Origin of the sequence: Lysinibacillus sp. 38-6, from assembly GCF_046245175.1 — a bacterium.
GTDB lineage: Bacteria > Bacillota > Bacilli > Bacillales_A > Planococcaceae > Lysinibacillus.
In genome coordinates, this window is sequence record NZ_CP176417.1 from 2709400 (window position 1) to 2728965 (window position 19566).

Consider the following 19566-nt stretch of genomic DNA (forward strand, 5'->3'; position numbering starts at 1 on the left):
ATAGCTATTCTTTTACTTCGTTTCTTCACTTGCATCACTCTCCCCTTTGTTAGGTTGAAGATGACATGAAAATGAAATGGTTACCGTCGTCCCTAAAGATTCCTTACTTTGGATAGTCATCTGACCGTTATATTGCTCTATTAGCCGTTTTGCTATGGCTAACCCCAGACCCGTTCCTCCTTGCTTGCGACTTCTTGTCTTATCCACGCGATAAAAGCGCTCCATTACATAAGGTAAATCTTTCTCCGGTATACCTATCCCATAATCGGTTACTTGGATAAACGCCTGATTATAGCGTACAAAGCCTGCAATCCGAACGGCAGACCCAACGGCTGAATATTTCACCGCATTATCCAGCAAAATCATTAAAATTTGTTCCAAATGTCTTTCTGAAACTTGTAGAGCTCGTTCTTCAAAACCTTGAAAAACTGTTTCAAATGTATAATTTGGATGAAGTTGTTCACATCTGCCGACTGTTCTTAATAGAATGTGCTCTGCGTGAAAGACCTTTTCTTCAGTAAAATGTTCGCCCTTCTCCACACTAGTTAGCATTAGCAAATCTTGGACAAGTGATTTCATTCGGGTAAGTTCATGGTAAGAAATATTTAACGATTCCTCCATCACTGCCGGATTATCTTTTCCCCAGCGAAGCAGTAAGGATAAATGCCCATCTATTATGGCAATGGGTGTCCTTAATTCGTGGGAGGCATCCTCTACAAATTGACTTTGTTGGTGGAAGGACTGTTCTACTTGATCCATCATCTTATTGAACATTTTCATTAAGGTAGCAATTTCATCATCACTATTAGGAACCGCCATTCTTTCTTGTAAGCCATTACGCTCGACATTTTGTATTGTCAGTGCCATGGACTGCAGTGGCTTTAAGAACTGTCGAGCAAGTAAGCTTCCACCCAAACCACTTAGCACAACTGCGCCTAGTCCAGATAAAACGAATACTCGTAAAATTGCTTCTGTCAGTTGTTTAAATTGATCGATGTTTTTTACAATTTCGACTGTCCCGTGAAAAGAATGAATCGCAATAGGACTTCTTATAATTAAAAAAGCATGGTCCGCATAGTCAGCGAGAACAATTTCCGTATTATCACTTTGTTTTGCTTGAATCCATTGTTCTAGTATCCCATCAGCTACCGCTATCACCCTGTTATTGTGCTGATCCAAAATGCGTATCAACTGCCCATTTTGAATCTTTTTATTTAAATCATTGCGGATTTGCGGTAATTCTCTTTCACTAAATTCAACTTCCTTCTCCAACAAATCATTCAGAATCTCATTCATTTGTTGACGTATATGTACTTTTTCTTGACCAATCATCCATCTTTCAACAAATAAATATTGCATGGAATTATACGCGATGAACAGCAACAAAATATAAATGGCAGACCATAAAGTGAGCTTCCATTTCATCGGCATAGATGAAAACTGTCGCTTCCACTTTTGTACTTTCATTGTTTCATCACATAGCCCATCCCTCGCATCGTTTGGATATAGCTGGCTTTACCAGGTTGATCGATTTTATTGCGCAAATAGCGGATGTAGACATCGACGACATTCGTATCGACTACTGTCTCAAAGCCCCAAACCCTATCCAAGAGCATTTCACGATCCATTACCCGATTAACATTTTCCATAAGGGCTACTAATAAATCAAACTCACGCTTCGTTAAGCCTATTTCAACGTCCCCTCGTGTAACGGCTCTTAAATCCAGGTTGACAGATAAATCCTGAAACGTCAGAATTGCCTGTTTAGGCTCAGCATTATCCGTTCGCCTTCTGAAAATAGCTCGCATTCGCGCTTGAATCTCTTCAATCGCAAAGGGCTTCGGTAAATAATCATCAGCGCCACAATCGAGACCCGACACTTTATCTTTAATGCTATCCCTTGCCGTAAGCATGATAACAGGCGTATTTTTTAGTGCACGAATCTTCCGACATACGTCTAACCCATCTAGCTGTGGCAGCATTAAATCAAGTAAAATAAGATCCCAATGCTCTGCAAGTGCAAGGTGTAGACCCGTCGTGCCATCATAAGCTAAGCCGACTTCATAGCCTTCACGCTGGAGCTCTAATTCTACAAAACGCGAAAGATGCTGCTCGTCTTCAATGAATAGAATACGCTTCATTCCACCCAACTCTCCTTCATGCCTTTTTAATTATTATTTTATGAGGACTAATTTGGCTAATCAAGCGCTAATTGAGAATCTACTGAGAATAAAAGTGCCAGGCACTAAAACAATTCTGAATTGTTTTAGTGCCTGGCACTTACCTGTCTTATTTTTTACTCTTCTTCGCTCCATTGATCATGACAACAATGAATACTAATAAAAGAATAAGTAATGCACCTATAATTACGTACCCGAACATACTCGTTATACCCAAAACGCTGACTCCTTCCCATACGTAAAGTGGAATACCAGCTTTCCAACATGATGAATGCCACTTTAGTTTACCTATTTAAAATAACCTTCTATTTCTAATTCTTCAACTAAACTGCTCTATTAGTATAATAACTTTCGCTACTATAGCTAGCTTTTCATTCACATTAATTTCATTTTTCCCTGTTGCTACTAATAATAATCTTCTACTTTTGAATATTGGCGTAACATTTCACTTTCCCTGCAAGATGTCGATACGCTTTTCCTTAAATAACGAAACACCCACCAAACCGATAATAGAGAACAGCACTGGCGCGATAAAACCATAGTAGTAGCCATCACTGACATTTCCTGAAAGAGCTTGAAAGTAATCTAACAAATAACCAAAAATAATAGGTAGCAATACAGCGCTTAGAAAACCACCTGTATTCGCAAACCCTGAAACTACGCCTGCTTCATTTAATGGAAATGCTTGTCGTACAGCAGCAAAGGTTAATGCACTGGCACCGTAGCCAAAGCCGATAATAAAAAATAGTAGCATAAGCAAGAAAAAGGATGGTTGCCCATTGCATAACAGGAACGAACACCATCCTAATAACACAATTATATGAATAACAACATATGGTCGCTTGATTGTTTCTAGCCTGCTGGAAACCCAGCTCGCTAAAGGAGCGCCAATAAGGGCACCAATCAGACCAATCATTATTAATTGGCTAGCACCTGAACGTGTCATTTCATACATAGTCATGCCATATGGTACGGCCCATGAACTGATAAATCCTACATATCCCCCAACAACGCCAAAATGGCAAAAAAATAACGCCCACGCTTGCCGATTTGAAAATATTCTCCTTAGTAACATAGATGTTTTTTCACGCTCGTTTGTTATTTCAGCTACTTGCTCAGCGACAAAGAGTGTTTTCGGCTTTTTTTCCAGTACAACATAAAGGGCTAAACCACATAAACATAATAATAGTCCCGCTGATAAAAACGCCATCCGCCAGCCAAGCAAATCTATCCATTCGGAAAAAGGAACTGTTGCCAGTAAAAAGCCAAGGCTCCCTGTCATCCCGGCCAAACCAATTAACCGAACAAACTCCTTTCGATGAAACCATTGCGCTAAAATAAGCACCATATTCACCCAAATGGTTGCATCCCCAACGCCAGTAAGGATTCTAGAAAAAAACAGGACGTATTCATGCGTACCGAAACTATAAATAACTGTGCCTAAACCTGTAAGTGTTGCACCAACAATTAAAAAAAAGTTCGGCCCATAACGATCCGCCAAAACTCCCATTGGAATTTGCAAACTTGTATAGACAAAAAACTGTATACTCGTTAACAGACCTATTGTTGCTGCTGTTACATGAAAATCTCGCATTAATTGATCTGTAATTAATCCCGGTGCCGTTCGTTGACTCGCCATTAACAAATACGTAAACAATACAACAACAAATACAATCCATCTGTATTTGCTATTTTGTTTGTCCATGAACATCTACTCCTATTGGCTTTTCTAAATCATATGAAAAAGTGCCAGTCACTAAAACAATTCAGAATTGTTTTAGTGACTGGCACCATTATTTCTATATTTTTAAATTAGCGAGATTTTCTGCTTCTTGCACTAGTTTTTGCATTGTATTTAATTCATCGTCGCTAATTTCAACTAATTCTTCAAACATTTCAACGGATTCGCGAGAAATGAATGAAATATCCCGCATCGTCGCCATAATTTGCTGAGAGCTTGAAGATAATTCTTCTGTACTTGCAGATGAATTGGCATTATTTTCAGCAATTATTTTTGTCGTTTCTACTATCTTTTCAAACATCGAGCCAATTTCTAAAATGGTTGTATTCGTTTGAGCAAACTCTTCTGTCCCTTGCTTCATTGACGTAACAACTCGATTGGTCTCTTCTTGAATATTTTTCACAATATTTGATACTTCAGCAGCTGACTGTTGTGATTGTTCGGCTAATTTACGAACCTCATCTGCCACTACAGCAAACCCTTTGCCATGCTCCCCTGCTCGTGCTGCTTCAATCGCTGCATTCAATGCTAATAAATTAATTTGCTCGGAAATGCCTGTAATCACTTTGACAATCTTGCCAATTTCGTGCGATTTTTCCCCAAGTATATTGATTGCATCAAATGTTGTATTAATCGTTTGATCGAATTGCTCCATTTTCACCATCGAATCTTTTAACTTTTCGTTACCATCTTGCGTTAACTCTAACGTCGTATTCGATTGTTCTGAAATTTGGTTTGATCTTATCGACAGTTCTTCAATAGCCTGCGTCATATCTTCTATAGAAGTAGAACTTTCCTCAGTAGCTACCAATTGTTTTTTTAATCCTTTACCAACCTCATCGATTGCGGCTCTTACAATATCAGCCTTTTCCGCTGCATATTCCCCATTTTCAGCAAGTTGTTGACCTTTTTCATTCACATTTTTAGCAAATGAAAGGTATTGTTCTTTTGCTTGTTCAATGGATAATTCTCCTGTCCCCTCAACTAGTTCCGTATTTGTTTGAGATTGACGTTTCAGTGAAAAATATCGGTAAGCAAAATATAAAGATGTACATAATAACAACACAATAACAGCTAGCATAATGACGTCCATGACATAAATATCTCCTATTCTACTATGATTGTTGGAATGCTATAGCTCTTTGACAATGATGTAAATGCCATCTGCCACATCTGCTGGAATATCATTTAAATGCTCATTGTCTTCATATTTGTGCACAATAAAGTTTCCTTCAACATCGACATATTTTGGCATGCCGTGAAACTTTTCTAATAAAGTCATCGATTTAGGATTTGTCGCTTCTGCTAATACAAGTCTTAATCCTTGTTGTGTTGCTTTATTGATTAATATATCACCTAATGTTTGGACAATATCATGACGGTTACGCTCAGCAATAACGCCTAATAAAAATAAATGTAAAACTTCTCCATCTTCCATATCTTTGCCAAAACGTTTTTTGTAGTCAGCTAGGAAACGAATATCAATATCCTCTAATACACGCATCACAATATTCATATCTGAAAATGTGCCGCTAAAAATATCGCCTTCAATTACTTCAAGGGCATTTGTATCGCCCACGAGTGCACCGACAACGTTGCGTTCTTCGTCTAAGGCAACAGCACAGTAACCTTGATGCACGTTTGCCTCAATATATTCTTTCGTAAATTGATAGAAATCATCGTAAGGTAGTTTTAATGAGTATCCGATGATCGGCTCTTGCACCCATTTGCCCGCAACTTCGACACCAACAAATGTACTAGCTAAACATGCGGCTGCCTTTTCAATTAAATCTGACTGATCTTTCGTAAGAATTTCATATGTATATAATTCTGCTATTGTTTGCATAGGTAAAATCCCTTCTAATATAAGAATATTAATTCAATACTAACGCATGGCTAATTGTGAAACATTGTCGACCACTGTGCCAGGGAAATGAACACCCTCTAATGCATTTCGCACTTGCACATACGCAATTTTAGATGCTGGATTCACAATATAAATATCTTTGAAGCCTAGTGATGCATAAAACATTAATGTTTGTCCAAGCTCTGAAGAAACCTTTGAAGGAACTGGTGACTGATAAGTGGCATCGACGACAAATGTATAGGTACTTTTTTGTACTTTTGCTACTGTCGCTTCCAGATCTCTCATATAGTCCTCTACAAGATCCGCTTTAATAAAACCATGTATTTGGACATGTACTTCTCTTTTCGCCTCATAAATCGCCATGTTATATTTCTGTTTATCAACGACTTTCATCTCTAATCTCCTTTACAAATTTCTTTTGCTTACCTACATTGATAATGTGCGCTCAAATGAACGTACACAACAATGGATACCATCTATGCTCCAAGTCCATCCGACTTTCTCAATAAAAAAACTATCCTTGAATAGATGAGGATAGCCAACTAATTGCTTATAGTTAGTGGCAACCCGACTATCATTATCCAAGTGGATGTTAGACTCGTAGCTTTGCGTCCTTACCTTTCAGTAAGTTTGCCTTTTTCGTTTTTTCAAAATAATATACTAACATTATTACAATTTTACATTATAGATTATTTGTCAATTTTTGTCGACATTAGTATTATTACGTTAGAAATATTAGGTAAATAACAGGGTATTTTTTGCTTAAAAAAGAGCGCAAAAAAGAGTGCCAGTCACTCAAACAATTCAGAATTGTTTGAGTGACTGGCACTTATTCAGCACTTATTCAGCACTTATTCAGCACTTATTCAGCACCTATTCAAATTGATCTAGCAATGCGCGTACTTCATCTGTTGTCTTCGTATTCATCAGTTGATTTCTTAATTCACTAGCCCCGCGGAATCCTTTAACATAAATTTTGAAAAAGCGGTGTAGTGCCGTAACCGAACGCGGTAGCTCTTCGGCATATTGGTCCTGAAGATCGAGCTGTAATCTTAAAAGATCTAAATATTCCTTACTACTATGCTCTTTCGGCTCTTTTTCAAAGGCGAACGGATTTTTAAAAATGCCTCGGCCTATCATGACGCCATCAACGCCATACTGTTCCACAAGCTTCATACCCATTTGACGATCCAGAATATCTCCGTTAATAGTTAAAAGCGTATTGGGTGCAATTTCATCGCGCAATTTCTTAATTTCCGGTATTAGCTCCCAATGTGCCTCTACTTGGCTCATTTCCTTGCGCGTACGCAGGTGAATAGAAAGGTTGGCGATATCTTGCTGTAAAATATGTGTAAGCCACTCTTTCCACTCTTCCACTTCAGTAAAACCAAGTCTTGTTTTCACACTGACAGGCAATCCACCCGCTTTTGCTGCTTGAATAAGTTCCGCAGCAACTTCAGGGCGCAATATAAGACCGCTTCCCTTACCTCGTGAAGCGACGTTCGGTACAGGGCAGCCCATATTAATATCAACGCCTTTAAAGCCAAGCTCCGCCATACCAATACTCATTTGACGAAAATACTCCGGATTGTCTCCCCAAATATGGGCCACCATTGGCTGTTCATCTTCTGTGAATAGCAAACGCCCTCGTACACTTTTCTGTCCCTCTGGATGACAATAACTATCTGAGTTCGTAAACTCTGTGAAAAATACATCTGGTCTTCCTGCTTTACTTACTACATGACGAAAAACAACATCTGTTACATCTTCCATCGGTGCAAGTATAAAAAATGGTCTAGGTAATTCCTGCCAAAAATTAGTCGTCATTTGCAATTTCAAATCCTCTCATGATGGGCAACACTGTCAAACTTAGTTCTCCCATTACTTCTAGTTTTTTTCAAAAAAGCGCCACTAGCACTGCGCTCATATGTCAGTCATTATTATAGTATAACCTAGCTTTTTTAATTTATCTTCTTACAGTTTCTGCTTCACTAGATTTCCAACTTCGCTTCAAAGTCAGTCCAGCTAATGCGACTGATCCTAAAGAAAAAAGCAATTCAAGAAAACGGTCAGATATCATTTTTTGATATCAAACACATTTTCTCGAACTGCCCTCCAAAACTTAATGTTTATTTCGTTTCTTCCACTGCATCTTTGTTGTAATTGTACTTAGAAGGATCTACTGGTGTGAAACCTGTTGGTGTATAAAATCTTAATAAGTCACCATTTACTACTTTATCTGATAAGCCTAATTTAAGGTCTACTTCTTTTTTCATCGCTTGCGCAGCCTCTAATTGACTATCATCTAGTGGTAAACCAGTTTTACTATCATAGTATTTCTCGTCAATTGAATAAATCGAAGGACTGACGAAATCACCATTTCTAAACGGTACTATTTCATTGTGCTCTTCAGATAATAAATCTGAACCGAATTGCACATAGTTTTGTGTATCAATTCCTAGTAAATGTAATAACGTTGGTAGAAGGTCTGTTTGTCCACCATACGTATGGTTCGTTTCCCCTTGCATACCTGGAACATGGATAAATAATGGTACACGTTGTAAATTAGCACTTTCATAAGGTGTAATTTCTTTACCCATTACTTGAGCCATCGCTTTATTATGATTATCAGAAATACCATAATGGTCACCGTAAAGAACGATCATTGAATTATCATATAAACCAGATTCTTTTAATTGATTAAACATTTGTTCAATTGCTTCATCGGCATAACGTGCAGTTTGGAAATAATTATCTACACTTGCATCGCCAGTTGTAGCTTTGTCAATTGTTACTAAATCTTGACTCATTTTATATGGATAGTGGTTCCCTACCGTAATTAACTTTGTATAGAACGGTTGAGGTAATGAATTTAAGAAACTTTGAGATTGTTCAAAGAATGGTTTATCTAATAAACCGTATTCAGCCATATTTTCTGTAGAGCCTGTGTCATAATAACTTGCATCATAAAACTTGTCGAAGCCAAATGATTTATAAATAACATTGCGGTTCCAGAAGCTTCCGTTATTGCCGTGGAAGACCGCTGAAGTATAACCGTAATTTTTTAAAATACTAGGTGCTGCTTGGTACGTATTTTGAGCTTTTGTAATATAAGCAGATCCTTGTGGTAATCCGAATAAAGAGTTTTCTAACATAAATTCTGCATCAGACGTTTTACCTTGCCCTGTTTGATGGAAGAAATTATCAAAATACAATGTATTTTTATCTTTTGCTAATGAATTTAAAAATGGTGTCACTTCTTGACCGTTTAATTGATAGTCGATCAGGAAGTTTTGGAATGACTCTAAATGTAAATAAATAACGTTCATTCCTTTTGCTGCACCGAAATATTTCGGATTTGGGTTGGCATAGTTCGATTTTGTATAGTTAATGACTTCTGTAATATCACTGCTATCCGCCAATGCTCGCTCTGAAGATGCTTTCATCGTTTCAACAGTGTCATAAATCGTATAGTTATACATACCTAAATATTTCACAATATAGTTTCTATCAAAGCCTCGAGATAATAGTTGTGGACGGCTCGTTTCAGCTAATCCTAAATTAAGGATGGATATTGCTAAAGCTAAAGCAATAATGGCGAATGCTTTTTTGTAGCCCATAGCCGTTGTTTGTTTTTGTATTTTCCCTGAGAAACGTAAAAAGATGATAGCAAATACATCGACAAAGAATAAAATATCATAAGGTTTTAATAAAGAAAGTATACTACCACCTAAATCACCAAAGTTCTGTGTTTGGAAAATTGTCGGTAATGTAATGAAATCGCTAAAGAATCTGTAATATACAACATTAGCATATAAAAGAATAGACATCAGTGTGTATATAATTACGAGTGATGTATATTTTTTCTTTCCTCTAAATAAAAACGAGAATCCTAGGAATAGCATTGCCGACCCTAGTGGATTTAATAGTAAAAGAAAATGTTGTAGAGCGCCTTCTACTCCTAAATTAAACTGTGCAGTCTGCGTAATATATGTTTTTAACCATAACATGACAACTGCTAATATATAAAACCCTAAAAATTTGTTTAATAAGTTTTTACTTACTAGATTTTTCATTTTTGCACCTACCTATTACTTTTTTAAATTATATTTAGACTATAAGTATAAATTTCGGAAAATTATTACTTCACTATAGCTTTTTTTCGGCGGCTAATGTATAATACTCCCGTTTTTACACTTCTGTCAAGTTGTAGACGATATTGCAAGAGAATTAGTTTCGTATGCCTCTATTACTGGCCTACATGCGATAAAAAAACCCCATAAACGTTAGTTTTACCTAACATTTACAGGGGAAAGCAAGCCAATATTATTGTATCCTTGCAAAGTCGTACTAGGTTGGTGCAAAAAATTTTAACATTTTTCCATCAATGACTTACAACTTGCACCTCGTTCTAACACAACGATTATGAAGGTCATGAGTAAAGCGAGAACAACCGTGCTAGCACTGACCCAACTAAGATTCAATACGGAACTGCTGCTTATGACAAACCCGCCTATTCCCGAACCGAGAGCAAATCCAAATTGAATAAACGAAGTGTTGACACTTAAAGCAATATCGGGAGACTTCGGTACTAATGTAACTAAATAGTATTGCTGTGCTGGCGAAGTACTCCACGTAGCAATCATCCAAATCATAATTATTGCAACAATGCCAACTAGATTCCCTCCGATTATTGGTAGTAAAAACAACATTCCTATTTGTATCACGAGTCCTGTGAAAATGGTAAACGTAGGACCCTTTTTATCCGCCGCAATACCTCCAATGCTTGAGCCGACGAAGCTACAAACTCCTGCAAGTAGTAAAATACCGCTTATTTCTGCCATTGTTAGATTTGCAGTCGCTTGTAAAAACGGTGTTAAGTAAGTGAATAACGTCGAATAGCCACCTACATAAAATAATGTCACCGCAACTGCCGACACAATTCTTTTATCTTTTAATAAGGCTAATTGCATCCCAATGGTCACGGGTTCTTGCTCTTTAATAGACGGCACACGCTTATAAACAACGGCTACTGGAATGATGGTCATGAGAGCAATGACTATGAATAATGGCCGCCAACCAATTATTTCACTAAGTAATGTGCCAAGTGGGACGCCAAAAACTAATGAGCTACTTAAACCCATTAAAATAATTCCAATAGCACTCCCTCTTTTGTCGCTGTCCACAAGGCGCGTAGCTACAGCCATTGCTACAACAGTAGCAATACCTCCACTTAAGCCTTGCAAAATTCTTGAAATGAGAACCATTGTGAAAGTATGGCTAAAAAACGTCATAAAATTACTTAAAATAAACAGACTAAGCATCCATAACAATATTTTTTTCCGGTCAATATTAATTGTTAAGGCAATGACAATTGGCGCACCAATGGCAGCCGACAGTGCGAATGCAGTGACTAATAAGCCTGCTACAGATGTAGAGACACTTAAGTCCGTTGCGATCATCTGAATAATGCCTGTAATGATATATTCAATCGTTCCTATTAAAAAGACTGCTAGTGCAAGTAAATAAATAACTGTTTTATTTTTCACTCAAACATTTCTCCCTTCTATTTTTATGGAACTTTAGCGTTCAATCGGAATTTGAATTTCAATTAATCGATCTTCTTGCTTTTCAGAAGATGGAAAATAAATTTCCCTACCTGGTTGGTCCGCTTTTACTCGGTAGCCATTTTTTTCTATCCAAGTCGCCAAATCAAGGCAGGCAGTTTGTGCACAAGGTGAATTTGAACGAAATAGTAGCGTAGCCATCATCGTTTCAGCTGGTAACGTACGGATATATAACGGCTGTGGAATCGATGCAACTTTACCTTTGAGCGAATACCCCACCTCAAATTCAAAATCTTTTTCCGCTGATTCCTTCCATAACACGGTTTGCGTTTCAGTTATCCATTCTGGATTTTCTTTTTCCAACAAATGATTCAGTGTCTCAAAAAGCAAGGGAATCTCTTCTTCTGACCCGCAAGATTGAAAAGCAATAAGTCGTTCACTTTCAACTGTTTTAATCATTACCTCCTGCTCCTTTTCTGCACTGCCTTCTCGACCAATTAACTGCATCCGTTCTTTAATACGATTTAATTTTTCTAGTTCTCGCTCTACCAATTGTTGAATTTCGCTCTCTTTCAGCTTAAACATCCCTTGAATCTGTTCTACTGAAATTTCTTCATGCAGGAGCTGGGCAATTTGTTTTAAGGTAAAACCCAATTCTTTGTATAAAAGGATTCGATTTACTTCAAGCAGTTGCTCTGCGGCATAATAGCGATACCCTGTCGCTCGATCCGTTTGCTGTGGCTTTAATAACTCAATTCGGTCGTAATAACGCAACGTTTTTACAGGAACTTTACTTAACATAGAAAACTCACCGATTTTAAACATCTTCCATCCTCCATTTTCTTTATTTGACCAAAGTATAAACCCTTTAGTAAGGGGGAAAGTCAAATGATTATTTGAAATAATTTTCAATAACTATACCTAAATGACGATACTACATAATGGCTATGTAAATGAAAAAAAGAAAGGAGAAATTGAACGTAGTCAATTTCACCTTTCTTACTATATAAAGATTGCGAGGATAGCTCTCCACAATAATTAATATTTATATGATTGTCCACCATCGATTGGCACAACAACACCATTAATGAAGTCAGCTTGGTTTGAAAGAAGGAAGGCAACTAAGTAACCAACTTCTTGTGGTTTACCGAAGCGGCGCATTGGGTTTGGTTTGACGAATTCTTTCCCTACCTCTTCCCAATTATCGCCACCAATTTGACGTAAAGAGCCCTCTACCATTGGTGTCATGATGGCACCTGGTGCAATTGCTTTAATCGAAACACCAAATTGGCCATATTCAATTGCAGAGTTACGTGTTAAGCCGACAACACCATGTTTAGATGCTGCGTAACCTGATTGATTGCCAACACCGCGAATACCACCTACAGATGCCGTATTAACAATTGACCCTGAACCTTGTTCTTTCATTACTTTTAACACGTATTTCATGCCGTAGAACACACCATTTAAGTTAATAGAAACAACTTTTTGGAACTCATCAATGCCAAAGTCTTCTGTTAAATTTTGTTTTCCTTCGATACCTGCATTGTTAAAGAAACCGTCAATTTTGCCGAACTTTTCAACAGTCGCATCTACAAAACCTTTTACAGCCTTTTCATCTGCAACATTGGCTGCAATTAACAACAGTTCAGCCTGTGGTGAAATAGCCAACACTTTTTCTTCTGTTTCTTTTAAACCCGCTTCATTCAAGTCAACTAATACTAGTTTCGCACCCTCTTGTGCTAATTGAAGTGTTGCTGCTTGGCCAAGACCAGATCCTGCACCTGTCACAATGACTACTTTATCTTCAAAACGTTTCATTTGATAGTCCCTCCGTTATTAAATGTTATATAATGATCCATCTACTGTGTAAGATGAAGAACTTACATAAGAAGCTTCATCTGATAGTAAAAATGCAATGACATTTGCTACTTCATTCGGTTCACCATAGCGCTTCATTGGCACTGCATCTTGATAGGCGGATTGCGCAGCTTCTGCGGCACCTGGTGCAACTTTTGCCTCAATCTGGCGCATCATTTGTGTATTAATGACACCAGGGTTGACTGTATTGACACGTACATTATATGGAGCAGCTTCTAACGCAGCTACTTTATTAATGCCCATTAGAGCATGTTTTGACGAATTATATAGCATCATATTTGGTGACCCAATTAATCCAGCAACTGAAGCTGTATTAACAATAGAACCTGCTTGTTGTTGTTTCATAATGGGCATAACATATTTTAAACCGTAGAAAGCACCTTTGACGTTAATGCTATAGACGAAATCGAAATCTTCTTCAGTAATTTCTTCTAATATTTTTGCTGGACCTTCTACCCCTGCATTGTTCGCAAATCCATCAATGCGGCCAAATGTTGAGACAGTTTGATCAACATAATTTTTTACTTCTGCTTCTTTTGAAACATCTGCCTTTAAAGTCAGTACGCGATCCTCACTTAAGTTAAGCTCCTCTGCAACCGCTTTCACTGCTGCTTCATTTAAATCCACTAGCGTTAACTTAGCTCCTTCACCTGCAAGCTTGCGAGCAATCTCTTTACCGATACCTCCTGCAGCACCTGTAATAATGATCACTTTATTTTCAAATCTCATTTTTTGTACCTCCCCTAAAGATTGTTGTTACATTTCTAGTGTAATGGGTTTCACTTTCTGTAAGCCATCCTTAATATTTGCTATAATGTCGAAGAAACCAACACTTTTTATCAATCTGTCTAATGTAGGAGATAAATTTGATGAAATCTAATTCCAATCAAGCTTTACGTACAAAGCATTTCTTGAAGAAGGCATTTATTGATATGGTCCATAAAAAAGGATTTAGTGCTGTGACAGTGAAGGATATTGTCGATTATGCTCAATATAATCGCACAACCTTTTATGTGTACTATCAAAATATAGATGTTCTTGTTGAAGAGTTAATGGAAGAAATGTTTGAAGCTATCCAATATAACAGCATGTCTAAGTATGAAAGTAATAGTCGTGTGAAAGTACAGGAGTTGACTACCCATTCCTTTGAATTGTTGTATTACATTTACGATCACCGTGATTACTTCACATTACTACTGTTAGAAGATACGTTACCTCGTATCCACCAGCAAATACCTGAAGCGATTTTTAATTTGCTCAAAGATAAATTTGATATTCAATACGGCGTGTCAGTTGTTGATGATCATTCCCAAAAGCGCTATATGGCATATGGAACAGCTGGTTTAATTTTGGACTGGATTGCACAAGATTTTGATGCCACGCCTGGGGAAATGACAGAGCGACTCAATCGAATTTTCAATACTTTTGCAAGAGGATTTATTATAAAAGAAATCGACACTTAACAAAGCGATTTGTATTTTAATACGCAAAAAAGAACGAATTCCACCATCGGAAATTCGTTCTTTTCTTATGCTCAAGCCCCATGTCACATTTAATGTGTTCCAACATTGCTTTCCTGCATTTGTTTACTAGGTATCGGCGCAACGTTTGCTGTTTTTTTCGACCAATACGTTGCTAGAATTGGACCGGAAATATTATGCCAAACCGCACCAAGAACGCTCGGTAAGGCAGCTAACGGACCAAAATGGGCAGTTGCTAATGCTACCCCTAGACCAGAGTTTTGCATCCCTACTTCAATGGAAATGGCTCTGCGATTACTTTCATCAAGCCCTAACGCAAGTGCTGTTAAATAGCCAAGAAGCAATCCGAATGCATTATGCAGCATGACAGCCGTAAAAATAATAAAGCCAGCTGAAGCAATGCTAGCGACATTTCCAGCAACAACCGCCGAAACAATAATAATAATCGCAACTACTGAAATAAGCGGTATAACGTTGATGCTCTTTTCGACGACATTAGGAGCAAATTTCCGTATAACAAGACCAAGGATAATCGGTAAAATAATAACTTGAATAATGGAAGTAAACATAGCCATTGGGTCAACCGGCATCCATTTACCTGCCAGTAATAATAGTATCAATGGTGTGGCAATTGGCGCTAGTAACGTTGAAAAAGAAGTCATTGTAATGGATAACGGTACATTGCCTTTTGCTAAATAGACCATAACGTTTGAAGCAGTCCCCCCTGGAACAGAGCCGAGAAGGACTAATCCCGCAGCTAATTCCGCTGGTAAGTTCATCATATACGCAATTAAAAAAGCGGTAAGTGGCATAATAATATATTGGGCACAGACACCTATAATAACGGGCACTGGATTCGTTAAAATCATTTTAAAATCAACCGCTTTTAACGTCAGCCCCATCCCAAACATGACGATGCCTAGTAAAATCGTAATATAGCCCCCGAATATTAAAAATGGATCTGGAACAATAAAAGCAATAACAGCAATACAGATAACCCAAATGGCAAAATATTTTCCCGCTATCGTACTAATGGCTTCTAAAATTTTCATATTTCCACTCCCTATTTTTTAGTTTTGACGATTTTATTTGGATTAAAAAGAGCATCTGGATCGAGCGCTTGTTTAATCTTTTCCATGACAAGCAATGCTTTGCCATGTTCTTGCTCTTGATACTTTTGTTTGCCAATACCGACACCATGCTCTCCGGTACAAGTTCCCCCTCGTTCAAGTGCGTACAGTACAATTAATTCATTGAACTCATCAGCTTTTTGTATGTCAGCAGCATCATTCATATCAATCATTAACAGCACATGGAAATTGCCATCACCGACATGTCCGACAATCCCTCCTGTCAGGGCAAATGAATTAAGCGCATTTCTCGCATGTTCAACAGCTCCTGCTAACTCGGAAATCGGTAAACAAACATCCGTTACCATTAGCTTTTTGCCAGGGTGACCATGAACATAAGCATATGCTAAATTATGGCGAGCCTCCCATAGCTGATTACGCGCTGCATTGTCGGTCTCAAATTCAATCTGTTCGCAATGGTGTTCCGCTACAAGTTCTTTCATAAATTCAACGTCTTGCTTTAAGCCAGCTTCATTTCCTTGAAATTCTAAAAATAAAGTAGGCTGTTCCGCATAGGCTGTATGACTATGCAAGTTCACTTGTTTCATCGAAGGTTCGTCTACTAGTTCAACTCTTGCAATGGGAATGCCCGCTTGCAAAATACTAACGACTGCTTCAACAGCATCATTAACGGTTTTGAAAGATGCACGAGCAGCCATAATATGCTCTGGAATGCCATACACTTTTAGCGTCAATTCAGTAAAGCAGCCAAGCGTCCCCTCAGATCCTACAAATAAGCCGTTTAAATGGTAACCAGATGAAGATTTTTCTGCTAAATTGCCCGTATGAATGACCGTGCCATCTGCTAGCACAACTTCTAAATCTCGAACTTGGTCGCGCATTACGCCATATTTAACCGAGGTTGTACCACTTGCATTGGTTGCTGCCATGCCCCCGAGTGTTGCATCGGCTCCAGGATCGACAGAGAAAAACAAACCGTATTTTTTTAACTCTTTATTTAACTGTGAACGTGTTACCCCTGGTTGAACTTTTACGAGAAAGTCTTTGTCCCTTACTTCAATTATTTTGTTCATGTTAGAAAAATCAATTGTGATCCCGTGATCATATGGAATGACATGTCCTTCTAGGCTTGTTCCTCTTCCAAATGGCACAATCGGTATTTTATATTGGTTGGCGATGTTTACTATTTTACTTACTTCTTCTGTTGACGTTGGGAACACTACAATATCCGGTAAACTAGCGCTATGATAAGATTCATCAATGCTATGTTGCTCTAAAATCGTTTGATTCATTGTTACTTGGCTTTCCGAAAGCACACTTCGTAGTACACTCACCACTTCTTCATTTGTTGCAATCATGTTTTTCTCCCCTTTTACCTTGTTGGAACTTGTTTTTCGCTATTCTAGTTGTTTAATTTTAAATATATAGGTCAGACCAATTTCCACGACTGTAAAATTGGTCCAACCATTATTATTATACTTAATATTCTGAAAATATCAATAATTAATCTTTTTCTTTGATTGATAACATGAAACTATTTCTGTATGATTAAAACGTTTACTTTAACTATGTAATTGAGGGGAAGGACATAGGGAATGCTGCAAACAAAGAAAAAAGCCTATCAAGTCATCGTTGACCAAATAACTGAATATTTTTTAAATGGGGCATTACAGCCTGGAGAAAAGCTCCCGACGGAAAGAGAATTAGCGAGTCGTTTTCATGTCAGTCGCACGTCGGTTAGAGAGGCTCTTCGCAAGCTTGAAATAAAAGGGATTATTGATATTAAGCAAGGCAGTGGCAGCTTTATTAAATCATCGGAAAGTCATTCAATCGGTGAAAAGCTTTCCTCCACTATTTTAAAAACGGAAAAAAAACTCGTATATGAAATGTTAGAGCTTCGTCAAACACTGGAAGTAGAATGTGCCTTTTTAGCTTCCCAACGTGCCACTTCTGAAGATTTAGCACGCATCGGTCAAGCATTAGAAATGATGGATCGAGTTAAAAATGATGTGGAATTAGGCATTCAAGCTGACCTAAGCTTCCATATGAACATTGTTCTTGCTACACACAATACAATCTTTTCCCAATTGTTCCAAACGCTAAGTGAACATATGCAAGATACAATCCGCGTAACCCGAACAGAACGCTTAAAAAATGTAGAACGTACACAAGAGACGATTGATGAACATAAAGAAATTTACTTGGCCATTGCTGCCGGCGATGCCATGCAAGCGAAACAACTGATGGAAAAACATATTAAGCAAATACGTCGAGAATTAACAGCGTCCCTTTTTCATCATATTGGCGAGCCACACATCTAAATGAAGTATTTACTGATAAAACTAAAAAGAGGCTGGGACATAACTATATCCAGCCTCTGTCAGCGGTAATATTAATTGATTCGGAGTGGAGGCCGCGACTTCTGCGGGAACAGCACGACACGAGCGGAAGATCCATTTTTTCGCGCTCTCGCGAAAAAATTAGCTAAAGCCGTCCGGAACGGAGAACAACGGCTGCCTAGCAGACAAAACAAAGGCATTCACGATTAGAAAATCATGAATGCCTATTTAAATTAACTAGGATTCTGTCCTAGCCACCCTTTCGCTCAACGTTTTCACTTATTCTAACACAGCCATTCGAAAAGCCGTCGCAATAATTTGCGTACGGTTTTTTGCGTTAAAGACCGTTAGTAGTTTTTGAATATAGTCACGAATTGTGTACTCACTGACAACGAGAAGCTCTGCCATTTCTTTATTGCTGAACCCTTCTGCTAATAAAAATAAAACAGCCAAGTCTTTATCAGTTAGCTTTAAATCATGTAATAGGCGCTGTGTACTGCGTGTCCGTGAAAAGTAACAGCCTAATAAGTTCCCTGCTTCTTCTAGTAGATGCATTTCCTCTTCGCTATAGGAAAAGGGCATTCCACATTGATCAAACGTTAACCAACCAAATAATTGGCCATTTTGCTGTATTGGAATAAAAATAATCGTCGATAAATTCAAGATGTCAATTGCAATCGGATTGATATAGGGCGCTGGTTGTTCTAAATAGAGTGGCTTTTTAATAGCAAAGACCGGCACTTCTTCTAGCTTGCCTTTTAGTATTTGTACTTTGTGTAGCTCAGAGCCGTATACATTCGAAAATTCATGAAGCCAAGGATTATAGCTATGAAATATCACCCGTTGATAACCGAAGTTTTCTTGTGCTTTCGATAAGATGGTTGGCATATGATCGACGCCATCTAATTGTATAAGCAATTTGCTAAAACGTTGTAACTTTAGCAAACTTTCAAGCGTTAATTCAACCTTGATAGGTGTTTGAATAACTTTACTGTTTACAAGACGTAAAACATCCAGTATTTTATCGTGATACTGTAACATGTCATCTGTATACGGATGCTTAATTTGTCCTAGTACATCTTTTGTTGCGGCATAAGACATGGAAGGAAATATCGTGAGTAATTTTTCTGGTAACAGTCGACTATGCATCGTCGCCCAGTTAATGAGCTCCTCCCGTTGAATCGTTTTATGTTTTAACTGACCATTTAAAAACGTTAACCAGGAGCGATACCAGTAACCAATTTGAATAATTTCTTGCTCACTTAACTCTTTTTTCGTTTGCACATGCTGATTCCACGCATAAGCTATATCTTGATGATGAATTTTATGAAACAGTACATATTGGAAGTTTATTTTCGTCATAATACACCTACATTTGCATGTTTATTTTCAATTAATATACCCTAAAATGCCGGTATC

17 protein-coding genes and 1 riboswitch are annotated in these 19566 nt (G+C 37.9%); of the genes, 2 read left to right on the forward strand and 15 right to left on the reverse strand.

The annotated features are described in order from the left end of the window. Positions 1-12: 12 nt before the first annotated feature. From ACKVEV_RS14000 to ACKVEV_RS14055, 12 genes are all read right to left on the reverse strand, one after another. Positions 13-1467: a sensor histidine kinase gene (locus ACKVEV_RS14000; protein WP_409366983.1), complete on the reverse strand. Its 1455-nt coding sequence runs from the start codon at positions 1465-1467 to the stop codon at positions 13-15. Then, positions 1464-2141: a response regulator transcription factor gene (locus tag ACKVEV_RS14005; RefSeq protein WP_409366984.1), complete on the reverse strand. Its 678-nt coding sequence runs from the start codon at positions 2139-2141 to the stop codon at positions 1464-1466. Before ACKVEV_RS14005 ends, ACKVEV_RS14000 begins: the two co-directional genes overlap by 4 nt. Before the next feature lie 484 nt (positions 2142-2625). Next, complete coding sequence (locus ACKVEV_RS14010; protein ID WP_409366985.1) at positions 2626-3885, reverse strand: MFS transporter; 1260 nt, start codon at positions 3883-3885, stop codon at positions 2626-2628. Between the two features lie 94 nt (positions 3886-3979). Next, positions 3980-5014, reverse strand: coding sequence for a methyl-accepting chemotaxis protein (locus tag ACKVEV_RS14015; RefSeq protein WP_409366986.1), 1035 nt, complete (start codon positions 5012-5014; stop codon positions 3980-3982). 39 nt (positions 5015-5053) lie between these two features. After that, complete coding sequence (locus ACKVEV_RS14020; protein ID WP_409366987.1) at positions 5054-5767, reverse strand: hypothetical protein; 714 nt, start codon at positions 5765-5767, stop codon at positions 5054-5056. A gap of 39 nt (positions 5768-5806) precedes the next feature. Further along, positions 5807-6181, reverse strand: coding sequence for a hypothetical protein (locus tag ACKVEV_RS14025; RefSeq protein ID WP_409366988.1), 375 nt, complete (start codon positions 6179-6181; stop codon positions 5807-5809). A 165-nt stretch (positions 6182-6346) separates the two neighbouring features. Further along, a riboswitch (cyclic di-GMP riboswitch) is annotated at positions 6347-6433 on the reverse strand. Positions 6434-6661: 228 nt separating this feature from the next. Then, a complete protein-coding gene (locus ACKVEV_RS14030) occupies positions 6662-7615 on the reverse strand; it encodes a tRNA dihydrouridine synthase (RefSeq protein ID WP_409366989.1) in 954 nt (317 codons plus the stop codon). A 302-nt stretch (positions 7616-7917) separates the two neighbouring features. Beyond that, on the reverse strand, positions 7918-9864 hold the full coding sequence (locus ACKVEV_RS14035) for an LTA synthase family protein (protein ID WP_409366990.1): 1947 nt from the start codon (positions 9862-9864) through the stop codon (positions 7918-7920). 294 nt (positions 9865-10158) lie between these two features. Beyond that, the gene (locus tag ACKVEV_RS14040) at positions 10159-11337 is read right to left on the reverse strand and encodes an MFS transporter (RefSeq protein WP_409366991.1); all 1179 of its coding nucleotides are present in this window, start codon (positions 11335-11337) and stop codon (positions 10159-10161) included. Positions 11338-11370: 33 nt separating this feature from the next. Next, positions 11371-12180: a MerR family transcriptional regulator gene (locus ACKVEV_RS14045; RefSeq protein ID WP_409366992.1), complete on the reverse strand. Its 810-nt coding sequence runs from the start codon at positions 12178-12180 to the stop codon at positions 11371-11373. 213 nt (positions 12181-12393) lie between these two features. Further along, entirely contained in the window at positions 12394-13176 is a 783-nt protein-coding gene (locus ACKVEV_RS14050) for a glucose 1-dehydrogenase (protein WP_409366993.1), read from the reverse strand. A gap of 18 nt (positions 13177-13194) precedes the next feature. Next, entirely contained in the window at positions 13195-13965 is a 771-nt protein-coding gene (locus tag ACKVEV_RS14055) for an SDR family NAD(P)-dependent oxidoreductase (protein ID WP_409366994.1), read from the reverse strand. A gap of 140 nt (positions 13966-14105) precedes the next feature. Here ACKVEV_RS14055 and ACKVEV_RS14060 point away from each other — a divergent pair, with 140 nt between their 5' ends. Then, positions 14106-14699, forward strand: a complete 594-nt coding sequence (locus tag ACKVEV_RS14060) for a TetR/AcrR family transcriptional regulator (protein ID WP_409366995.1) — start codon at positions 14106-14108, stop codon at positions 14697-14699. 89 nt (positions 14700-14788) lie between these two features. On the opposite strand, the gene ACKVEV_RS14065 is transcribed toward ACKVEV_RS14060, so the two are convergent. Beyond that, positions 14789-15769, reverse strand: a complete 981-nt coding sequence (locus ACKVEV_RS14065) for a bile acid:sodium symporter family protein (protein ID WP_409366996.1) — start codon at positions 15767-15769, stop codon at positions 14789-14791. Positions 15770-15780: 11 nt separating this feature from the next. Continuing rightward, positions 15781-17166: an FAD-binding oxidoreductase gene (locus tag ACKVEV_RS14070; RefSeq protein ID WP_409366997.1), complete on the reverse strand. Its 1386-nt coding sequence runs from the start codon at positions 17164-17166 to the stop codon at positions 15781-15783. Between the two features lie 237 nt (positions 17167-17403). Between ACKVEV_RS14070 and ACKVEV_RS14075 the strand changes: the two genes are divergently transcribed. Continuing rightward, positions 17404-18129, forward strand: a complete 726-nt coding sequence (locus ACKVEV_RS14075; RefSeq protein WP_409366998.1) for a FadR/GntR family transcriptional regulator — start codon at positions 17404-17406, stop codon at positions 18127-18129. Positions 18130-18426: 297 nt separating this feature from the next. Here ACKVEV_RS14075 and ACKVEV_RS14080 read toward each other — a convergent pair whose 3' ends face one another. Further along, positions 18427-19509 carry a LuxR C-terminal-related transcriptional regulator gene (locus ACKVEV_RS14080; protein ID WP_409366999.1) on the reverse strand — a complete coding sequence of 361 codons (1083 nt, stop codon included), beginning with the start codon at positions 19507-19509 and terminating at the stop codon, positions 18427-18429. Positions 19510-19566: the final 57 nt, after the last annotated feature.